The 16,986-nt window shown below is 61.4% G+C and carries 19 protein-coding genes; 8 read left to right on the top strand and 11 right to left on the bottom strand.

What is annotated here, in order from left to right:
• Nucleotides 1–60 precede the first annotated feature (60 nt).
• The 5 genes from ACP15S_RS07120 to dusB all read right to left on the bottom strand — a co-directional run bounded on the left by ACP15S_RS07120 (nucleotide 61) and on the right by dusB (nucleotide 7,336).
• A complete protein-coding gene (locus tag ACP15S_RS07120; protein ID WP_425038876.1) occupies nucleotides 61–1,476 on the bottom strand; it encodes a sigma-54-dependent transcriptional regulator in 1,416 nt (471 codons plus the stop codon).
• 5 nt (nucleotides 1,477–1,481) lie between these two features.
• Nucleotides 1,482–3,740, bottom strand: a complete 2,259-nt coding sequence (locus ACP15S_RS07115; RefSeq protein WP_425038875.1) for an ATP-binding protein — start codon at nucleotides 3,738–3,740, stop codon at nucleotides 1,482–1,484.
• Between the two features lie 150 nt (nucleotides 3,741–3,890).
• On the bottom strand, nucleotides 3,891–5,255 hold the full coding sequence (locus tag ACP15S_RS07110) for a response regulator (protein WP_425038874.1): 1,365 nt from the start codon (nucleotides 5,253–5,255) through the stop codon (nucleotides 3,891–3,893).
• Between the two features lie 18 nt (nucleotides 5,256–5,273).
• Nucleotides 5,274–6,356 carry a two-component system sensor histidine kinase NtrB gene (locus ACP15S_RS07105; RefSeq protein WP_425038873.1) on the bottom strand — a complete coding sequence of 361 codons (1,083 nt, stop codon included), beginning with the start codon at nucleotides 6,354–6,356 and terminating at the stop codon, nucleotides 5,274–5,276.
• On the bottom strand, nucleotides 6,353–7,336 hold the full coding sequence (dusB, locus tag ACP15S_RS07100) for a tRNA dihydrouridine synthase DusB (RefSeq protein WP_425038872.1): 984 nt from the start codon (nucleotides 7,334–7,336) through the stop codon (nucleotides 6,353–6,355). Before dusB ends, ACP15S_RS07105 begins: the two co-directional genes overlap by 4 nt.
• A 166-nt stretch (nucleotides 7,337–7,502) precedes the next feature.
• Here dusB and ACP15S_RS07095 point away from each other — a divergent pair, with 166 nt between their 5' ends.
• From ACP15S_RS07095 to ACP15S_RS07080, 4 genes are all read left to right on the top strand, one after another.
• Entirely contained in the window at nucleotides 7,503–8,642 is a 1,140-nt protein-coding gene (locus tag ACP15S_RS07095; protein ID WP_425038871.1) for a bifunctional 2-C-methyl-D-erythritol 4-phosphate cytidylyltransferase/2-C-methyl-D-erythritol 2,4-cyclodiphosphate synthase, read from the top strand.
• Nucleotides 8,639–9,127: a phosphatidylglycerophosphatase A family protein gene (locus ACP15S_RS07090; RefSeq protein WP_425038870.1), complete on the top strand. Its 489-nt coding sequence runs from the start codon at nucleotides 8,639–8,641 to the stop codon at nucleotides 9,125–9,127. Before ACP15S_RS07095 ends, ACP15S_RS07090 begins: the two co-directional genes overlap by 4 nt.
• Nucleotides 9,124–9,597: a CinA family protein gene (locus tag ACP15S_RS07085; RefSeq protein ID WP_425038869.1), complete on the top strand. Its 474-nt coding sequence runs from the start codon at nucleotides 9,124–9,126 to the stop codon at nucleotides 9,595–9,597. Before ACP15S_RS07090 ends, ACP15S_RS07085 begins: the two co-directional genes overlap by 4 nt.
• Nucleotides 9,598–9,740: 143 nt before the next feature.
• Nucleotides 9,741–10,922 (top strand): ammonium transporter, encoded by a 1,182-nt coding sequence (locus ACP15S_RS07080; RefSeq protein ID WP_425038868.1) that lies wholly within the window; start codon nucleotides 9,741–9,743, stop codon nucleotides 10,920–10,922.
• 26 nt (nucleotides 10,923–10,948) lie between these two features.
• Here ACP15S_RS07080 and ACP15S_RS07075 read toward each other — a convergent pair whose 3' ends face one another.
• From ACP15S_RS07075 to ACP15S_RS07065, 3 genes are all read right to left on the bottom strand, one after another.
• Complete coding sequence (locus tag ACP15S_RS07075; RefSeq protein WP_425038867.1) at nucleotides 10,949–12,214, bottom strand: MmgE/PrpD family protein; 1,266 nt, start codon at nucleotides 12,212–12,214, stop codon at nucleotides 10,949–10,951.
• A gap of 57 nt (nucleotides 12,215–12,271) precedes the next feature.
• The gene (locus ACP15S_RS07070; protein WP_425038866.1) at nucleotides 12,272–12,601 is read right to left on the bottom strand and encodes a hypothetical protein; all 330 of its coding nucleotides are present in this window, start codon (nucleotides 12,599–12,601) and stop codon (nucleotides 12,272–12,274) included.
• A gap of 109 nt (nucleotides 12,602–12,710) precedes the next feature.
• Nucleotides 12,711–13,169: a type II toxin-antitoxin system RatA family toxin gene (locus tag ACP15S_RS07065; RefSeq protein WP_425038865.1), complete on the bottom strand. Its 459-nt coding sequence runs from the start codon at nucleotides 13,167–13,169 to the stop codon at nucleotides 12,711–12,713.
• Nucleotides 13,170–13,239: 70 nt separating this feature from the next.
• Here ACP15S_RS07065 and hpt point away from each other — a divergent pair, with 70 nt between their 5' ends.
• From hpt to ACP15S_RS07045, 4 genes are all read left to right on the top strand, one after another.
• A complete protein-coding gene (gene hpt, locus ACP15S_RS07060; RefSeq protein ID WP_425038864.1) occupies nucleotides 13,240–13,779 on the top strand; it encodes a hypoxanthine phosphoribosyltransferase in 540 nt (179 codons plus the stop codon).
• 25 nt (nucleotides 13,780–13,804) lie between these two features.
• The gene (locus ACP15S_RS07055) at nucleotides 13,805–13,948 is read left to right on the top strand and encodes a hypothetical protein (RefSeq protein ID WP_425038863.1); all 144 of its coding nucleotides are present in this window, start codon (nucleotides 13,805–13,807) and stop codon (nucleotides 13,946–13,948) included.
• 81 nt (nucleotides 13,949–14,029) lie between these two features.
• The gene (locus tag ACP15S_RS07050) at nucleotides 14,030–14,488 is read left to right on the top strand and encodes a c-type cytochrome (RefSeq protein WP_425038862.1); all 459 of its coding nucleotides are present in this window, start codon (nucleotides 14,030–14,032) and stop codon (nucleotides 14,486–14,488) included.
• Nucleotides 14,489–14,493: 5 nt separating this feature from the next.
• The gene (locus tag ACP15S_RS07045; RefSeq protein ID WP_425038861.1) at nucleotides 14,494–15,366 is read left to right on the top strand and encodes a c-type cytochrome; all 873 of its coding nucleotides are present in this window, start codon (nucleotides 14,494–14,496) and stop codon (nucleotides 15,364–15,366) included.
• Here ACP15S_RS07045 and ccmB read toward each other — a convergent pair.
• From ccmB to ACP15S_RS07030, 3 genes are read right to left on the bottom strand one after another with little or no spacing between them, the layout of a single operon-like run.
• Nucleotides 15,363–16,019, bottom strand: a complete 657-nt coding sequence (gene ccmB / locus ACP15S_RS07040; RefSeq protein ID WP_425038860.1) for a heme exporter protein CcmB — start codon at nucleotides 16,017–16,019, stop codon at nucleotides 15,363–15,365. The two genes, ACP15S_RS07045 and ccmB, sit on opposite strands and share 4 nt — an antisense overlap.
• Nucleotides 16,016–16,627 (bottom strand): heme ABC exporter ATP-binding protein CcmA, encoded by a 612-nt coding sequence (gene ccmA, locus ACP15S_RS07035; RefSeq protein ID WP_425038859.1) that lies wholly within the window; start codon nucleotides 16,625–16,627, stop codon nucleotides 16,016–16,018. Before ccmA ends, ccmB begins: the two co-directional genes overlap by 4 nt.
• A complete protein-coding gene (locus tag ACP15S_RS07030) occupies nucleotides 16,628–16,984 on the bottom strand; it encodes an Mth938-like domain-containing protein (protein ID WP_425038858.1) in 357 nt (118 codons plus the stop codon).
• Between the last annotated feature and the right edge of the window lie 2 nt (nucleotides 16,985–16,986).

Raw genomic sequence — 16,986 nt, 5'->3', positions numbered from 1 at the left:
CGTAGGTTCCCTTAAGAGACGAGGGCTCCGTCCCTTCAGATCAGGGTCAAACCAAAGCGCTTATCCCGCTTCGGCTTGCACCTCTTCGTCCACCCGTGCGACGCGGGCTCCGGCTTTGGAGGACGTCACGACACCCAGTGACTTGAGTTTGCGGTGCAACGCGGAGCGCTCCATGCCCACAAAAGCCGCCGTCCGGGAGATGTTGCCGCCAAAGCGATTGATCTGCGTCAGAAGGTATTCGCGCTCAAAGGCTTCGCGCGCCTCCCGCAAGGGCATCGTGGCCAAAGTGCCTGAAATCACCACGCGGCTTTCGTCACTGACGGCTTCTGTCTCCTGCGGCAGTTCCCGGGCCTCGATGGGCCCCGTGCCCTCGCCCAGAATCAAGACCCGCTCAATAAGGTTCTTCAGCTGGCGCACATTGCCGGGCCAGATCATCGTCTGCATGAGCGCAATCGCATCGTCAGAGAGCGGCCGCAACGGCAGGCCCTGCGCCTCGTGACATGCAGCAATGAAATGCTCGGCCAGAACCGGGATATCCTCGCGGCGTTCCTCCAGGCTCGGGACCGGGATTGGCACGACGTTCAGACGGTGGTAAAGCTCCTGACGGAAGCGCCCTTCGGCAATCTCTTCCTCCAGATCGCGGTTTGTCGAGGAAATGACGCGCAGATCCACGCGGACCTTATCGGCGCCGCCGACGCGGGTGAACTGCTGGTCAACCAGTACACGCAAAATCTTGGATTGCGTACCGGGCGGCATATCCGCCACCTCGTCAAAATAGATCACGCCGCCATGGGCCTGCTCCAGCAGCCCCGGCTCAAGCCCACGATCTCCCCCTTCCCGGCCAAAGAGGATTTCCTCCATCTTGTCCGGTTCGATTCCGGCGCAATTGACCGTCACAAAAGGCGCAGAGTCCCGGTTTGAATGGGCGTGGATATAGCGCGCGGCGACTTCTTTGCCGGAGCCGGCAGGCCCGCGCAGCATCACCCGGCCGTTGGACTTCGTGACCTTGTCAAGCTGGCTGATCAATGTGCGGAACATCGCGCTCTGGCCGATCATTTCGACATCGCCGCCGTCCTGGCGCTTGAGACGCGTGTTCTCATGGCGCAGACGCGAGGTTTCCATCGCGCGCCGGATGACCACGAGCAATTGGTCAATATTGAAGGGCTTTTCGATGAAATCATATGCGCCCTGCTTGATGGCGGCGACGGCGATTTCGATGTTGCCGTGGCCCGAGATGATCACGCAGGGCACCTGCGGGTAATCGCGCTTCACGATTTTAAGGATATCAATCCCGTCCATGGAGCTGTCCTTGAGCCAGATGTCGAGGATCAACAAGGCCGGCGGCGCGGCTTCGAGCTCTTTCATGCACGCCTCCGACGTACCCGCAAGACGCGTGGTGAAGCCCTCGTCTTCCAGAATGTCGCCAATCAACTCACGGATATCGCGCTCGTCATCTACAATGAGAATATCGCTCATGTCATTTACCCTTCACTCTGCTCGGTCTTGTCGTTGTTCGTTGATGAGGTTGCCGTGATCGGCAAGGTGATGATGGCCTCTGCGCCCCTGTTGGGCTGGCCATCGAATTGGGGCGCCGTCTCAAGGACGAGGTTGCCGCCATGTTCTTCGATGATCTTTTTGACGATCGGCAAGCCCAGCCCGGTGCCTTTGTCGCGTGTCGTCACGTAGGGTTCGAACAGTTTGGCGCGGTCTTCGGGCAGGCCGATGCCGTTGTCCGCGATGCGGATCGTCGCGGCGCTCCTGGACGTCGTCATGGCGATCCGGATCATCGGTTGATGCCCGTCTGCTGCGCCCTTTTCCTGCAAACTTTCAATGGCTTCTCCGGCGTTCTTGATGAGATTTGTCAACGCCTGCGAGATCATCGTCGCGTCCAGTTCCGCCATAACCGGAGGCTCCGGCAGCTGCACATCGAACGCCACAGTCGGTTGGCCGGCCTCTTGGAGCAGCGCCGCATCGCGCACGAGCTCCACCAGATCTTCATCGCGGCGCTGCGGCTCTGGCATGCGGGCGAATTTCGAGAACTCATCCACAATCCGGCGGAGATCATCGGTCTGGCGCACAATCACGCCGGTCAATTGTTCGAGAACCTCCGTCTCCTCGACCTGACGGCGGAATTTACGCTGAATCCGCTCTGCTGAGAGCGAAATAGGCGTCAAAGGGTTCTTGATTTCATGGGCAATCCGGCGCGCCACGTCGCCCCAGGCGGCCATGCGCTGCGCCGCAACAAGGTCTGAAACATCATCAAAGGCTACCACATAGCCCTCCAGCGAGCCATTGGCCCGGCGCCTCGTCGAGACCCGGACCAAAAGGTTCTCAAGCTGACCATCGCGGCTGACTTTGACTTCCTGCCGCGCGACCTCGGTCTCACCGCTGGCGACCCTGTCAAACAGGGCCCCAAACTCGGGAACGGCGACGCTGATCGGTGTGGCTGCGCGGTCCTCGTCCCACCCCAGCAAACGTTGCGCCGAGGGATTCACGAAGGACACCTTCCCATCGTCGCTCAGCCCCACGACACCGGATGTGACAGAGTTCAGCACTGAATCGAAGAGCCTCTGGCGGCGCTCGATCTGGCGGGTGTTCTCCAGAAGCCGCTCGCGCTGGCCTTTGAGCTGGCGTGTCATCTGGTTGAAATAACGTCCGAGCATGGCGATCTCGTCATCGCCACTTTCCTCAGACACCTGAACGTCCAGATCACCGGCGCCCACGCGCTGCGCCGCCCCTGTCAACCGCCCCACAGGGCGTGAAAGGCGCTCGGCAAACCAAAGGCCCAGCCACACTGCCGCGAGGACCAGCAGCAGCGCAAAGCCCAGATAAATCAGTGCGAAGTCAAAGAGCCTGCGCCCGCGTTCGGCTTCCTGTTGTTGATAAAAGCGTGCCGTGGCCTGTGTGTCATCCAGAAGCGACAGGATCTCCCCGTCGACCTCACGGCTGACATAGAGCAGCCTATCATTGAACGCGCGCAGCGGGATCAGGGCGCGAAACTCGTTATTGGTCCAGTCTTCGATCAGAACGATCCCGGCTTCCCGCGCCTGGGCGATCTGTTGGGCACTGGGGCGTTCAAAATCAAACAGGTAGGACCGCTCGCCGCGGGCACGGATCTCCCCTGTGCCGTCAATCAGGAAGGCCTCGCGCAAGCCGCGTTGGACCAGAGCCTGGCCCTCGGTCAGGACAGTGCGCAAGCTCCGCGTCGGATCAAGGCGCACAGTGCGCGCTTGGCCGTCAATGAAACGTGCAAGGGCCGCGACATCCTCCTGGAGATCCGCCCGGTTGTCCGCCTCATAGGCTTCCGCAGCCGCAAGCGACGCGCCCACGACCTGCTTCACACGGTCAGAAAACCATGTCTCCAGCCCGATATTGATCGTCAGGACCGCGAAGACAGCGACCGTCACCGCAGGCAGGAGCGCCATGACAGCAAAGACACCGGTCAATCTCAAATGCAGACGGGAGCCCGCAGAACGCGCGCGCCGCGCCGCAACCAGCCGCATGACGCGCGCCAGAACCAGCGCCGCAATCAACAGCACGTAGACGAAATCCGCCAGCAGGATCAGGCGCAGCGGCGTTGAACTTGCGCCCATGTTCCACGGGCCAAGCGCAAGAAAGGTGAGCCCTGCCAGAACGGGGCCCAACAACACCAATCCGATGCTGAAAATCGTTTGAAACCGTCGCTGCCTGCGCAAGCGCGAGAGCTGGTCCCACGACCAGCCGGACGAGCGCCGCGCCATGCGCGTCGAGTCCTTAGCAGACTGTGTCCCAGCAGACACGGAGCGCCACCACCTCAATTATGTGCCGCAGAAACGGCAACCGCCACATTTTGTGATCCTCACCAGGCGCAATCAATTGACTGCGTCTTCGGGGCCACGCTTGTGGCTCTTTTACATCAACTTGCGCCGACGTGTCACGGAAATATCGAGGTCAGTGATCTTCTTGCGCAAAGTATTGCGGTTTATTCCAAGCAAATCGGCGCATTTCGCCTGATTTCCGCCCGTCGCTTCAAGCGCGATCTCGATCAATGGCATCTCAACCTCCCGCAGAATCCTCTGATAGAGGCCCGGCGGCGGCAGCATGGCCCCGTGCAGATCGAAGTAGCGCCGCAGATGCCGCGCCACGGATCCGCCGAGCTTTTCATTGGCATTGCCCGTGAGCATAGGTTCCATATCCGGCTGATTGCCCAAAACAAGCTCGACCTCCGCCCGCGTGATTTCATCGGAGCGAGAGGTCAGGCTCAAACGACGAATGGCGTTTTCCAGCTGGCGCACATTGCCAGGCCACGAATAGGCGCGGAACAATTCGGCCGCATCCGCCGAGAGCCAACGCGTCGGGGCGCCTTCGCGCTCGGCCCGGGCGAGGAAATGATCCGCCAGAAGCGAAATGTCATCCACGCGCTCGCGCAAGGACGGCACGTGCAACGTCGCGCCCGACAGCCGGTAGTACAAATCCTGACGCAAGCCGCCGGTCTCCAGCGCATGGGCAAGATCGCTTTGCGACGTGGCCATGAACCGCGGCATGTGTTCGCCTGGCCCATCAATCATCCGCACGATCCGGGCCTGCACGTCCTCATCGATATCCGTGATCTCATCAATCAGAAGCGTACCCCCGCGCACCTTGGCCAGAACCCGCGCCGGCCCTTCGATATCTGACAGATCTGCTGCGGTGACGGAGACAAACGGCAGCGTACGACGGTCGGAGAAGTCGTGGATGGCGCGAGCAATCAGGGATTTGCCCGTCCCGCTTTCCCCCGACAGCATCACGGGCAGATCGGTATTCATCACACGGGCCACAAGACGATAGAGCGATTGCATCGCGGCTGTCTTGCCGACGAGAGGCAGCTCATCGGATGCGGGCTCTTCATGCTCCACCGTGCGGCGCATGCTTGTGCGGCTCTCCAGCGCGCGTGCCGTGCGTTTCATCAGATCAGGCAGATCGAAGGGCTTGGGCAGATAGTCAAACGCCTCTGCCTCGGCGGCCTGAATGGCGGTCATGATAGTGTTTTGCGCAGAGATTACGATGACAGGCAAATCGGGGCGATCCTCGGCAATTTTGGGCAGCATCTCGAGGCCATTCCCGTCTGGCATCACCACATCCGAGATCACCACATCCCCTTTGCCTTCCGAGACCCAGCGCATCAGCGTGGTCAAAGACGAGGTGGCATGGACCTTGCACCCCGCCCGCGTCAGCGCTTGCGTCAAAACGGTCCGGATCGTGCGATCATCATCCGCAACAAGAATTGTGCCGTCCATGTCATTGATCTCCTGTATCTAGTCCGCAGCGCTTTTGGGCACCATCGGGAGAGAAATTCGAAACACCGTGCGACCGGGCACGGATGTCACCGCGATCCAGCCGTCATGGTCGGATATGATTTTGCTGACGAGCGCGAGGCCAAGCCCTGTCCCGTTCTCGCGGCCCGAGACAAACGGATCAAACACATCGCCGCGCAGATCCTCCGGAAGCCCCGGCCCATCGTCGATCACCTCGATCTGCAACGGCAGCGTCTGGCCTGACCCGTCAGAGCGCCGCAGACGGAAGGCGCGCTCGTAATAGGTGTGCAAGGTGATTTTGCCTCCCCCCTCGCCCGCAGCCTCAGACGCATTGCGGATCAGATTGGCAAAGACCTGCTGCAGCTGATCGGGATCGCCCCAGGCTGGCGGAAGGGAGGGATCATATTGCTCGACAATTGTCATTTGCGCGGCAGGCCCAAGGAGAGCCGAGCGGCGCGCCCGATCGAGCACGTCATGCAGATTGATCGGCTGGCGCGCGGGCAGCGTGAGGTTCCCGAATTGCTCGACCTGTTCCAGAAGCTTCACGATCCGCCGCGTTTCCTCCACGATCAGATCGGTCAGCTCATTGTCCTCGGCCGACAGGTTCATGCTCAAAAGCTGGGCGGCACCGGTAATGCCCGCGAGGGGGTTTTTGATTTCATGGGCCAGCATTTCCGCCATACCGATGGCGGATTTCGCCGCTGATTTGACCGATTGGCTCTGCGTCAAACGCCCGGCAAGCTCACGCGGTGAAATAAGCAGCAGCATCTGCTCATCGCGGCCCTGCATGGGGCTGACTTGCAGGTTGCATTGCAAGGGCGGTCTGTCGCCCGTGCCCACGTCGACGTCATTGACAAACAGCGGTGTCCCATAGCGGCGCGCGCGCTCGAAGCTTTCTTCCAGCGGTGCGTCAATGGCCAGCTTGTCCCAGACAGGTGTGCCGATGAGATGCTTGGTCGAGGCATTCAGGAACCCTTCGGCCGCCGGGTTTACATCGACAATCACGTCGTTTGCATCAACGATGACCGCAGGCACAGGCAAGGACGCCCAGAGATCATTGTCAGCAAAATCCTGCGCGCTCATGCGACACTCTCCGTGCGCTGCGCCAGCGCGTCAGACAACAGGCGCATGACGTTGTCCGGTGCGCGCTCTGTCAGGACGGCGCGCCGCAAACCGGCATCGGTTCCCACGACATCCATGTACCAGCCCAGATGTTTCCGCGCGACCTTGAGGCCCAGCGTCTGGCCATAAAAGCTCAGCATGTCCTCGTAATGGGCGGCAACCATCTCGTAAAAGCGCTGGCCCTGAGGAATGTCTGGCTTGGGGCTGTTGAAAATCTCCGAGGCGATCTGCGCGAGGATCCAGGGGCGCCCCTGCGCACCGCGCCCCACCATAACGCCATCCGCGCCCGAGGCCTCCAGAGCGCTGCGCGCGGTTGCGGGATCAACAATATCGCCATTGGCAATGAGCGGCACGGAAATGGCCTCGCGCACCCGGCGAATCGCAGCCCAATCGGCCCGCCCTTTGTAGAACTGACACCGCGTGCGCCCATGGATCGTGACCATCTGCACGCCCGCATCTTCGGCGCGCCGCGCAACATCATGGGCATTCAAACTGTCGTCATCCCATCCCAGCCGGGTCTTCAGCGTAACTGGAACGGACACTGCCCCCACCACGGCCTCAATCAACGACAACGCCCGATTGGGCGTACGCAACAAGGCTGAGCCGGAATAGCCATTGGTGACCTTCTTGGCGGGACAGCCCATATTGATATCGATGACCCGCGCGCCGTTGGCCTCTGCCATGCGTGCGGCTTCCGCCATCCAGTAGGCTTCGCGCCCGGCCAGTTGCACGGCGGAATTCTCAACGCCAAGCCCCAGCTCAGCCCGCTCCCGCGTGGCCCATTTGCCTTGGACCATCTCCTGGCTGGCCACCATTTCGGACACGACAAGACCCGCGCCAAAGAGCTGGACCAAACGGCGAAACGGCAAATCCGTGATGCCCGCCATGGGCGCCAGCAAAAGTGCGGGAGATACGGTCAATGTATTGAGGTTGAAGGTCAAAGGTGTGGTGTCGCTTTCCTGAAGTTGTCCTCTGCTAGCGTGCCCACCGGTGTTAATCCATGAAATCCCGGGTGGGTTGTGACGCTAAAATGACCTTATGCCTAATTTTTGAGCACACCTCCATGTGGAATTGCGCTGCGGGGCGGCAAAGCCTACACCAGTTTGCATGACGCACACCCCCAAAACCGCCGCTCTGATCGTCGCCGCAGGTCGTGGCACGCGGGCAGGCCCGGGCGCCCCAAAGCAATGGCGGGCGCTTGCCGGCGCGCGCGTGATTGACTGGACATTGAGAGCCTTCGACCTGCCCCAGATCGACGAACGGATTGTCGTCTTGCACGCGGAGGATATGGATCAGGCCGCCACCCTGCCCGCTCCCTGCGTCACCGGAGGGGCCACGCGGGCGGCATCGGTTCTGGCAGGGCTTGAAGCCTTGGCCGGTCGGGGGGTGGCGCAAGTCCTGATCCATGATGTGGCGCGGCCCTGCGTGAGCCGGGCGGTCATCACATCCGTTCTGGACGCCTTGCAGCATGCGTCAGGCGCAGCACCGGCTTTGGCCGTGACGGATGCGCTCTGGACCGGTGCCGAGGGTCGTGTCACGGGCACACAAGACCGCTCCGGGCTGTTTCGCGCGCAGACGCCACAAGGGTTTCGATTTGAGGCGATCCTCGCCGCACACCGCGCCAGAACGGGCGACGCGGCCGATGATGTAGAGGTCGCCCGCGCGGCAGGTCTTGACGTGGCCATCGTTGCAGGCGAGGACGCCAACCTGAAAATCACCCATCCCGGCGATTTCGCACGTGCCGCGCAACATCTACAGGAGGCCACACCCATGCGCATGGGAACAGGCTACGACGTCCATGCCTTCGCCCCAGGCGATCATGTGATGCTCTGCGGGGTGAAAATCCCGCATACCAAAGGGTTTCGGGCCCATTCCGATGGCGATGTCGCCATGCATGCCTTGACCGATGCGATCTACGGCGCCCTGGCGGATGGGGATATCGGGCAGCATTTTCCGCCCTCGGATCCGCAGTGGAAGGGCGCAGCATCAGACATTTTTCTGCGCCATGCCGTGGAGCGCGCCCGCGCGCGCGGCCTCGCGGTCGGCAATGTCGATGTGACGATCATTTGCGAACGCCCCAAGATCGGGCCTCATGCCAGCGCCATGCGCGCGCAATTGGCGGGCATTATGGGCTGTGACACCGATCGGGTCTCGGTCAAGGCCACAACCTCGGAAGAGCTGGGTTTCACCGGGCGCGAGGAAGGCATCGCAGCCCAAGCAGCAGCGCTATTGGTCCCAGCCTCATGAGCGCCCTCATCGCCACCTGGTTTTACGTGGGCCATCTGCGCCCCGCGCCGGGCACGTGGGGATCGCTGGCGGCCCTGCCCTGCGCCTGGGCGTTGCATGTGGCCTTTGGGCCCTACGGCCTGATCCTCGCCATAGGCGCGGCCTTTGCTCTTGGACACTGGGCGACGGAGCGCGAAACAGCAGGCAAGGATGATCATGATCCGTCGGAGATTGTTATCGACGAGGTCGTTGGCCAATGGATCGCGCTTTTGCCTGTTTCTGCGGGGGCCATGGCTGTCAATGCGGACGTGCTGCGGCTGTGGCCGGGGATCCTCGCGGCGTTTGTGCTGTTTCGCCTGTTTGACATCTGGAAGCCCGGGCCCATTGGATGGGCGGACCGTCGCGGTGATGCGCTGGGGGTCATGTTGGACGATATCATTGCCGGTATCTTCGCGGCTCTGGGCGTTGTTCTGCTCGCGGCTCTGGCCCATGGGTTGATACGATGAGTGACGCGGACGCCCTGGTGCAGAATGCGTTGGCCGCCGGACTGACCGTCACGGTGGCGGAAAGCTGCACCGGCGGCATGGTGGCTGCAGCGATCACGGATATTGCGGGCGCGTCTGCTGTCTTTGAGCGCGGATTTCTGACCTATTCAAATCGGGCCAAGATCGAGATGTTGGGCGTCTCCGAGGAGACCTTGCGCACTACGGGCGCGGTCTCGGAAGAAACGGCGCGTGAAATGGCCGAGGGCGCACGGCGTGCGGCCAGCGCGGATCTTGCTGTCTCCATTACCGGTATCGCCGGGCCCGGCGGTTCGGACTTCAAACCCGAGGGCCAGGTCTGTTTTGGTCTCGCCTCTGCGGCGGGCACAGAGGTGGAAACGGTCGAGTTCGGCGCATTGGGCCGCAGCGCAGTCCGCTCCGCCGCCCGTGACCATGCCGTGCGGCTCCTGATCCGCGCCGTGCCGCAAAAGTAAGCGCCACTCCGCAAATACCGCTCATTTTTTAACCGAACCACGAAAGCACAAGCTTTGTGCAGCGATTCCGCCATTTGCCTCTTTTTTCCGCGCGCGTGATTGGGTTTGTCGCCCAAAAAGCCAAAATGAAAGGAATCTGAGGGATGAATGGAGCTGATACAGCGTGGATCATCGTGGCGACGGCCTTGGTCCTGTTTATGACCCTGCCAGGCCTTGCCCTGTTTTATGGCGGTCTGGTCCGCGCGCGGAACGTCTTGAGCGTTTTCATGCATTGCTATGCAATTGCCTGTTTGATGAGCGTTCTGTGGTTCGTCATCGGCTATTCCATCGCGTTTGGCAGCTCTGACAGCGGGATCTGGGGCGGCTATGACAAGATGTTCCTGTCGGGCATCACGGCAGATACCCTGTCCGGAACGCTGCCTGAAGTGCTGTTTTTCGCCTTCCAGATGACCTTTGCCATCATCACCCCCGCGCTGATCGTGGGCGCTTATGTCGAACGTGTGGGCTTTGGCTTCGTATTGTTGTTCTCCGGCTCATGGATGCTCTTGTGCTACGCGCCGGTTGTGCATTGGGTCTGGGGCGGCGGCATGCTCGCGGATGGTGGGATTTTCGGCGAGACGGGCGTGCGCGATTTTGCGGGCGGCATCGTTGTGCACGAGACTGCGGGCCTTGCGGCGTTGATTTTGGCGATGTTCCTCGGCCCGCGCAAGAACCAGACGACACCGCCACATAATCCCGGCTACGTGATGATTGGCGCGGCCATGCTTTGGGTCGGTTGGTTCGGCTTCAATGGCGGCTCGCAACTTGCCGCCGATGGTGGGGCCGCCATGGCGCTCACTGTCACGCATATCTCAGCCGCAACGGCGTCGCTCTCCTGGGCGCTTTGGGAGAAGATCAAATTCGGTAAAGCCTCGCTGGTGGGCATGGTCACCGGGACCATCGCAGGCCTTGCGTCGATCACACCGGCCTCCGGCTTTGTCGGGCCCGTGGAAGCGCTGGTGATTGGCTTTGTCGCGGGGATCCTCTGTCAGGAAGCTGTGAACTTCATTCGCAACATGCTCAAGATTGATGACACGCTTGACGTTTTTGCCGTGCATGGCGTGGGCGGTATCTTCGGCACGATCATGATCGCGCTCTTCGGTGCGGGCAGCTGGGCCGCACAATTGGGCAGTCTCGCCATCGTCGGCGTGTTCACGATCGTTGTGACGGTTGTGCTGATCTTTGTCTGTCGTGCCATCACGCCGCTGCGCGTGGATGAAGAGACCGAAGTGAACGGGCTCGATCTCATGGTCCACGGCGAGCGCGCCTACGACACGGCGAGCTGACTGTAGACGCCCCTGAAAACCACTTCTTAAACGCCCTGAAGCGCCGCGCCAAACTCACTTGGCGCGGCGTTTTCCGTCACAAGGGTCCACAAAGCGTCTGTGGCCTGCGCGCCCAAGAGCGCACCAGCCTTGGCCTTGACCTGCGCTTCTCGCACCTCCGGGCTCTGCCAGGCCGCGAGATCATGCTCCGCCTCAAAAACCTCGGACCCACGCGTGACCCGCACGCGGGCCTGCATTTCGCTGAGCGCATCATTGGCCGAGACCTGCACTTTGGCACGCAAATCTCTCACGCCGGGATCTTGCATCAGCGCATCGCTGTAACTCTCGGGCCTATGTGTGTCATGGCCCAGAAGCGCCATCGCGGCGACGGTCGCGTAGCTGAACTTGGCCCCAAGCCCCGTCTCCGGCGCGCTTTGATTGCACACGCTCATCCAACGCGGATGGGTCTCGATCTCAATGACGTCAGCCTCCCCGGGCGGGCATCCCTCCAAGGCATTCAAGGTGGCATGAAGCCCATGGCAACAGGCGTGCAACTTGTGGCTCACCGCGCTGAACTGCCAGTCTTTGGGAAGTGCTGCGCCCTCTCCGTGATGGGTCTCACCAAAGACGCGCAGCGCATCTGGATTTGACGTCAGGCCGCCCATGACAAGCGAGGCCACCTCGACGCCCGTCTGTGCGGCGAGACCTGCGTTGTAGGGTTTGCCCATTGTGCCGAATTGCGCCTTGAGGCCTGCAGCCCGTGTGGCCGTCAGCCCCAAAACATGCTGCATTAGCGTCTCACCGGCCTTCATCAATCGCGCAGCCGCGACCGCAGCGCCAAACGCGCCCGCTGTTGCCGTTTGATGAAACCCCTTTTGATAATGCGCGCGGCCCAGCCAGACCCCAATGCGCACGGATGCCTCGACACCCATGAGTGCGGCCTCCTGAAAAGCTCTACCGCTTGCCCCTTCCCGCTCGGCCACAGCGAGCGCTGCGGGGATCACGGCAACGGATGGATGGCCGATATGGGCGAAATGGGTGTCATCGTAGTCCAACGCGTGAGACGTTGCGCCATTGACGAGAGCCGCCCCGCGCGCAGGCGCGCGGCCACCGCCAAAAAGCGCCGCTTCGCCCGCGCCCTGCTCCTGCAAGACCATCTGTTTTGTGATGTGAGACACGGGCTCGGAGACGCCGCGCAGGCCGCACGCAAGCCAATCGAGCAAGGAGAGACGAAAAACGGCGCGTGTCTCTTCATTGGCGTCACAGTCTGCAACTGCGAAAGCGCTGAACTCTTCCAAGGGATCAAAAGACATAGGTGGCCTCCGGAGCGGTCATGACCCCAGCTGCCTAATCAGGCTCAAACCAAAATGCTAGAGGCGCGTGTCCTGCGCGCTGCGCGTGGGATCCGACAGCTGCGCATAGCCCGCTTGCGCTTTCGAAAGCGCCTGCTGGCGCGCCTCTGGCTCCACGCGTGTGCTTGCCGTCATCGCGTTCTCGGCACGCGACATGACTTGTGTTTCACTGGGTGCGAAAATGGCCAGCGCGCGCGACACCGCTTCGCCGGAGATAGCTGGCGTCGGGGCATTGGCTTGTTTGGCCGCGGCCTCTGACCGCTCGGCAGGCGGCGTCCCGGAAGACGCCTCTACTCGGGAAGACACAGTCGGCATCGCACCGCTATAGGGACGGATCGAAGACAGCATCGCGCACAGCTCCTTAACTCAGCAGACCCCACAATATCGCAGGCCAGACGAATCGCAGCGCAGTTTCTGCGTTAATGGTTAAAGCGAGGTATGCCGCGCCGGGATGTGATCAGGCTTGCGGGCCGTAGAGCTCTGCCGCGCGGCGCTCAAAGGCGCGCACAATGCGCTGCATCGCTTCATTGAAGACAACCCCAATAATGCCTTGCAAGATCGCGTTCTTGAATTCGAAATCCACGAAGAAATGCACATCACAGCCGCCATCCTCCGCATCCGAAAACGCCCAGTTGGACTTCATGTAGCGAAACGGCCCATCGAGATATTCCGTATCGATCTTCTTTTGCTCAGGCCACAAGACGACACGGCTGCCAAAGCGTTCGCGAAACACCTTGAAGGAAATGACGAGATCCGCCTCCATCAGGACCGACCCGCCCGGTTGTTCGGTTTCCTTGCGAATGCGCGCCGCGGCACACCAGGGCAAAAACTGCGGATACGCCGCCACATCCGCCACAAGGGCATACATCTGATCGGCTGTGTACGGCAGACGTTTGGTCTCGGAATGGGTTGGCATGCGCGGCCTGATTTGTCATGTGTTAGCGGGGGATGTCGCCCCTTTCGTGAGCAAGATCAAGGGGCACCCGATGTCAGAGCGGCCATATGTCATAGACAAGTTAATCTCCGCCAAATCCATTGCGGCGCGGATCGAAGCGCTGTGTTCGGAAATTCGGAATGAATTTTCCCACGCCGATAAACTTGTGGTTGTGGGTCTCTTGCGGGGCTCATTTGTCTTTATCGCGGATCTGGTCCGCGAGCTGGAGATGACTGTGGAGGTCGATTTCATTGAGGCTTCCTCTTACGGCGACGGTATGGAATCGAGCCGGGAAGTTCGTATTCTCAAAGACTTGCGGGGCGCAATTGAAGGGCGCGATGTGCTTGTGGTCGAGGATATCGTCGATACAGGCCACACGTTACATCACGTGATGGGCCTGCTGCGATCGCGCAATCCCGCCCATCTGAAATCCATCGCCCTGCTCGATAAGCCGACCCGGCGCGAGGTTGATTTCCGTGCGGATTGGATCGGCTTTGAAATTCCCGATGAGTTTGTCGTGGGGTATGGCATCGATTTCGCCCAACGAAACCGCAATTTGCCCTATATCGGGAAGGTCCGGTTCACCGATTGAGATGGGCCCGCTTTGGTTTCTCCGCATGGCCAAGTGGGCGCGCAGGCCCCCCTCCGATGCCCGCGTCAAATTGGTCTTTGGCATCCTTGTGCTCTGCGTCATCCTCTTTGCCATCGAACGCTGGATCGGCTGGCCCGACGCCCTGTCCACGCACTGGACGCAACCGTGATCACGATTGCCGTGAGGACCGTTGATCTGACAAGATGTCGCACTAAACTCCGCTCTACACTGCAATGAATGGAGCCTTCACATGAAACTCAGCCATATCGCGCTAGCCCTTGGCATCACCGCCTGCGCCACGACCGCCGTCGCGCAAGACTTCAAAAACCAAGTCAAAGCCCGGCAAGGTCAGTTTCAGATCATGGCTCTCAGCCTCGCTGAGCTTGGCGCCATGGCCAAAGGCGAAGTTGAGTATTCCGAGGAAGCGGCCAAGGCGGCGGCGATGTCCATCGCCGGGATCGCCATGGTCAACCCGGCCACGCTGTGGGTAGAAGGCAGTGACAACATGTCAATCGACGGCACGCGCGCCCTGCCCTCAATCTGGGATGACAACGCCGATTTCGTCGCTAAATGGGGCGCCTTTACCTCTGCGGCTGCTGGCATGCCTGATGCCGTGACGGGCGGTGTGCAGAATGTCGGCCCCGCCCTTGGCAAGGTTGGCGCATCCTGCAAATCCTGCCATGAGGCTCATCGCGCCCCCGCCAATTGATCGGCGTGCCGCGACTTTTGGCATATCTCGGCCTTGCGGGCGTGGCTGTTGCTGCGTCCGCATGGGTGCTCACAGCGCCTGCCCCTCTGGCAGATGACGCGCTGGCTGGTCTCTCTGGCAATGCCGAGGCAGGTGCCACGATATTCGCAGCGACAGGCTGCGCCTCCTGTCATACCCGCGAAGGGGCCGAGACATTAGGCGGCGGCGCGTCTTTCGTCACGGATTTCGGCACATTCTATGCGCCCAATATCTCACCGGACGCGGCGCACGGGATCGGAGGCTGGACGGCTCTGGATTTCGCGAATGCCGTACAACGCGGCGTATCTCCCGGGGGGCAGCATTACTACCCAGCCTTTCCCTACACATCTTATGCGCTGATGACGGCACAGGACGTATCTGACCTGTGGGCCTACATGCAAACCCTTGCGCCGGATGCCACACCGTCCAAGCCCCATGACGTGGGATTCCCGTTCAACATCCGCCGCAGCCTTGGCGGCTGGAAGATGCTCTATGCCGATGCCGGGTATCACGTGGGGCCCTCTGACGATCCAGTCCTTGCGCGGGGGCGTTACCTTGTGGAGGCCATGGCGCATTGCGCGGAATGCCATACGCCTCGGGATTCCCTCGGTGGTCTCGATCGGGCGGCATGGATGAGCGGCGCCCCAAACCCGTCAGGGCGCGGCGAAATTCCTGCACTCACGCCGGACAAGCTCGATTGGAGCGCGGTGGACATCGCCTATTATCTTGAAACCGGGTTTACGCCGGAATTCGATAGCGCAGGTGGCTCCATGGCCAAGGTGGTGAGCAATACCGCAAAACTCTCCGCCGAGGATCGCGCCGCGATTGCAGCCTATATCAAGGCCCTGCCCGCGCCCTAACGCAGATTGACGCGCAGCACCGCCGCACTCGCGAAGGGCAAGAGCGCAATCACCGCGAGAGAAATTCCGGCCAGCATCATAACAGGCGTTTGCACCGCCATGCCTTCCGCCCCGCGCCGGGCCACCTCAGCGCCAAAAATCAGGGACGGCACGTAGAGCGGCAAAACCAGCAAGGACAAGAGCAGGCCGCCCCGCTTGATCCCCACAGTCAATGCCGCGCCAAATGTGCCGATAACGGACAAAGCAGGCGTTCCCAGGGCCAATGACACGACAAGCCAGAGATACCCCTCCAGGGGCAAGTTCAGCAGCACGCCGAAAAAGGGCGCAGCAATCACGAGGGGCAAGGACGTCGTGAGCCAATGGGCGAGCGCCTTGACCGAGACGATGCCTTCGAGCGGCAGCGGCGCTGTTGCGAGCAGGTCGAGCGAGCCGTCCTCCCAATCCAGCGCGAAGATACGATCAAGCGACAGAAGGCAGGCAAGTAGCGCCCCGATCCACAAGATGCCCGGCGCGATGCGACCGAGCAATTCTGTGCTGGGGCCCACGCCAAAGGGTACAAGGATCACAACGATCAAAAAGAACGACAGTCCGAGACCAAATCCCCCTCCCGCGCGCAGCGCCAGCGACAGGTCCCTTCGCAACAAGGCAATCACAAGAACACCTCATCAAACGCGCCTGCATCGGGTTGCTTGGCCCTGAAAGGCGTTACGTCGAAGACAACGCCGTCCAGTCCAAGCTCGATATGTGTGGCAATCAACGCCGCCCCGCCTGTTTCGAGATGGGCCCGCACGGCATCGGCGAACATCTCAACAGCGCGTGTGTCGAGCGACACGGTCGGTTCGTCAAACACCCAGATCCGGCGACCCGTAACGACCATGCGCGCCAAGCCCAGCCTGCGCTTCTGGCCTGCAGACAATGCACCGGCGGGCCGCGAGGCCAGCCCATGCAGATCGAAGGCTGTCAGAGCGGCATCGATGCCTTGCGTGCCAAACACAGACGCCCAGAAGGTCAGGTTCTCGGAGACTGTGAGCGTCGATTTCAGACCATCGGCATGCGCGGCATAGGCCACGTCTTCCAGATCGCCCAGGATCTCGCCGGCATGGGGCGGCTGAAGCCCCGCGATTGTGCGCAAAAGCGTCGTCTTGCCCGAGCCGTTGGGGCCGCGCAGGATCAACGCCTGACCGGGCGTGAGCGCGAAATTAAGCCCCTCGAGAATCGGAACGCCACCGCGCGTGACGCCAAGGTCTTTCAGTTCAAACACTCACGCCACCCGGAGCGCGGCCAGCGCGATGCGGCGGCCTTCTGACAAAAGCACATTGTAGGTCCGACAGGCAGGCGCAGTGGCCATGACCTCAACGCCCAGTCCAGCCGCTTCCAGCCGGGTGCGCAGCGCCGCGGGCATATGGGCGATTTCAGCGCCTGTGCCCACGAAGAGCACGTCGACCTGCCCCGCCAGCGCTTCCAACGCAGCACTGTCGTCCCACCCCTGCCATTCGCCCGTTCCGGTCGGGCCACACAGCACATGCCCACGGATGATCTCACCGCCGACGCGGAATCCCTCCTCGGAATAGCCCTCGACGGGTTTTGCATCGGTGTAGACCACTTCGTTCAGGCGCATCG

Source organism: Primorskyibacter sp. S187A, assembly GCF_049800955.1.
Lineage (GTDB): Bacteria > Pseudomonadota > Alphaproteobacteria > Rhodobacterales > Rhodobacteraceae > JAKVBH01.
The sequence above is the reverse complement of the archived record's forward strand: the minus strand, read 5'-3'. Positions and strand labels throughout refer to the sequence as shown.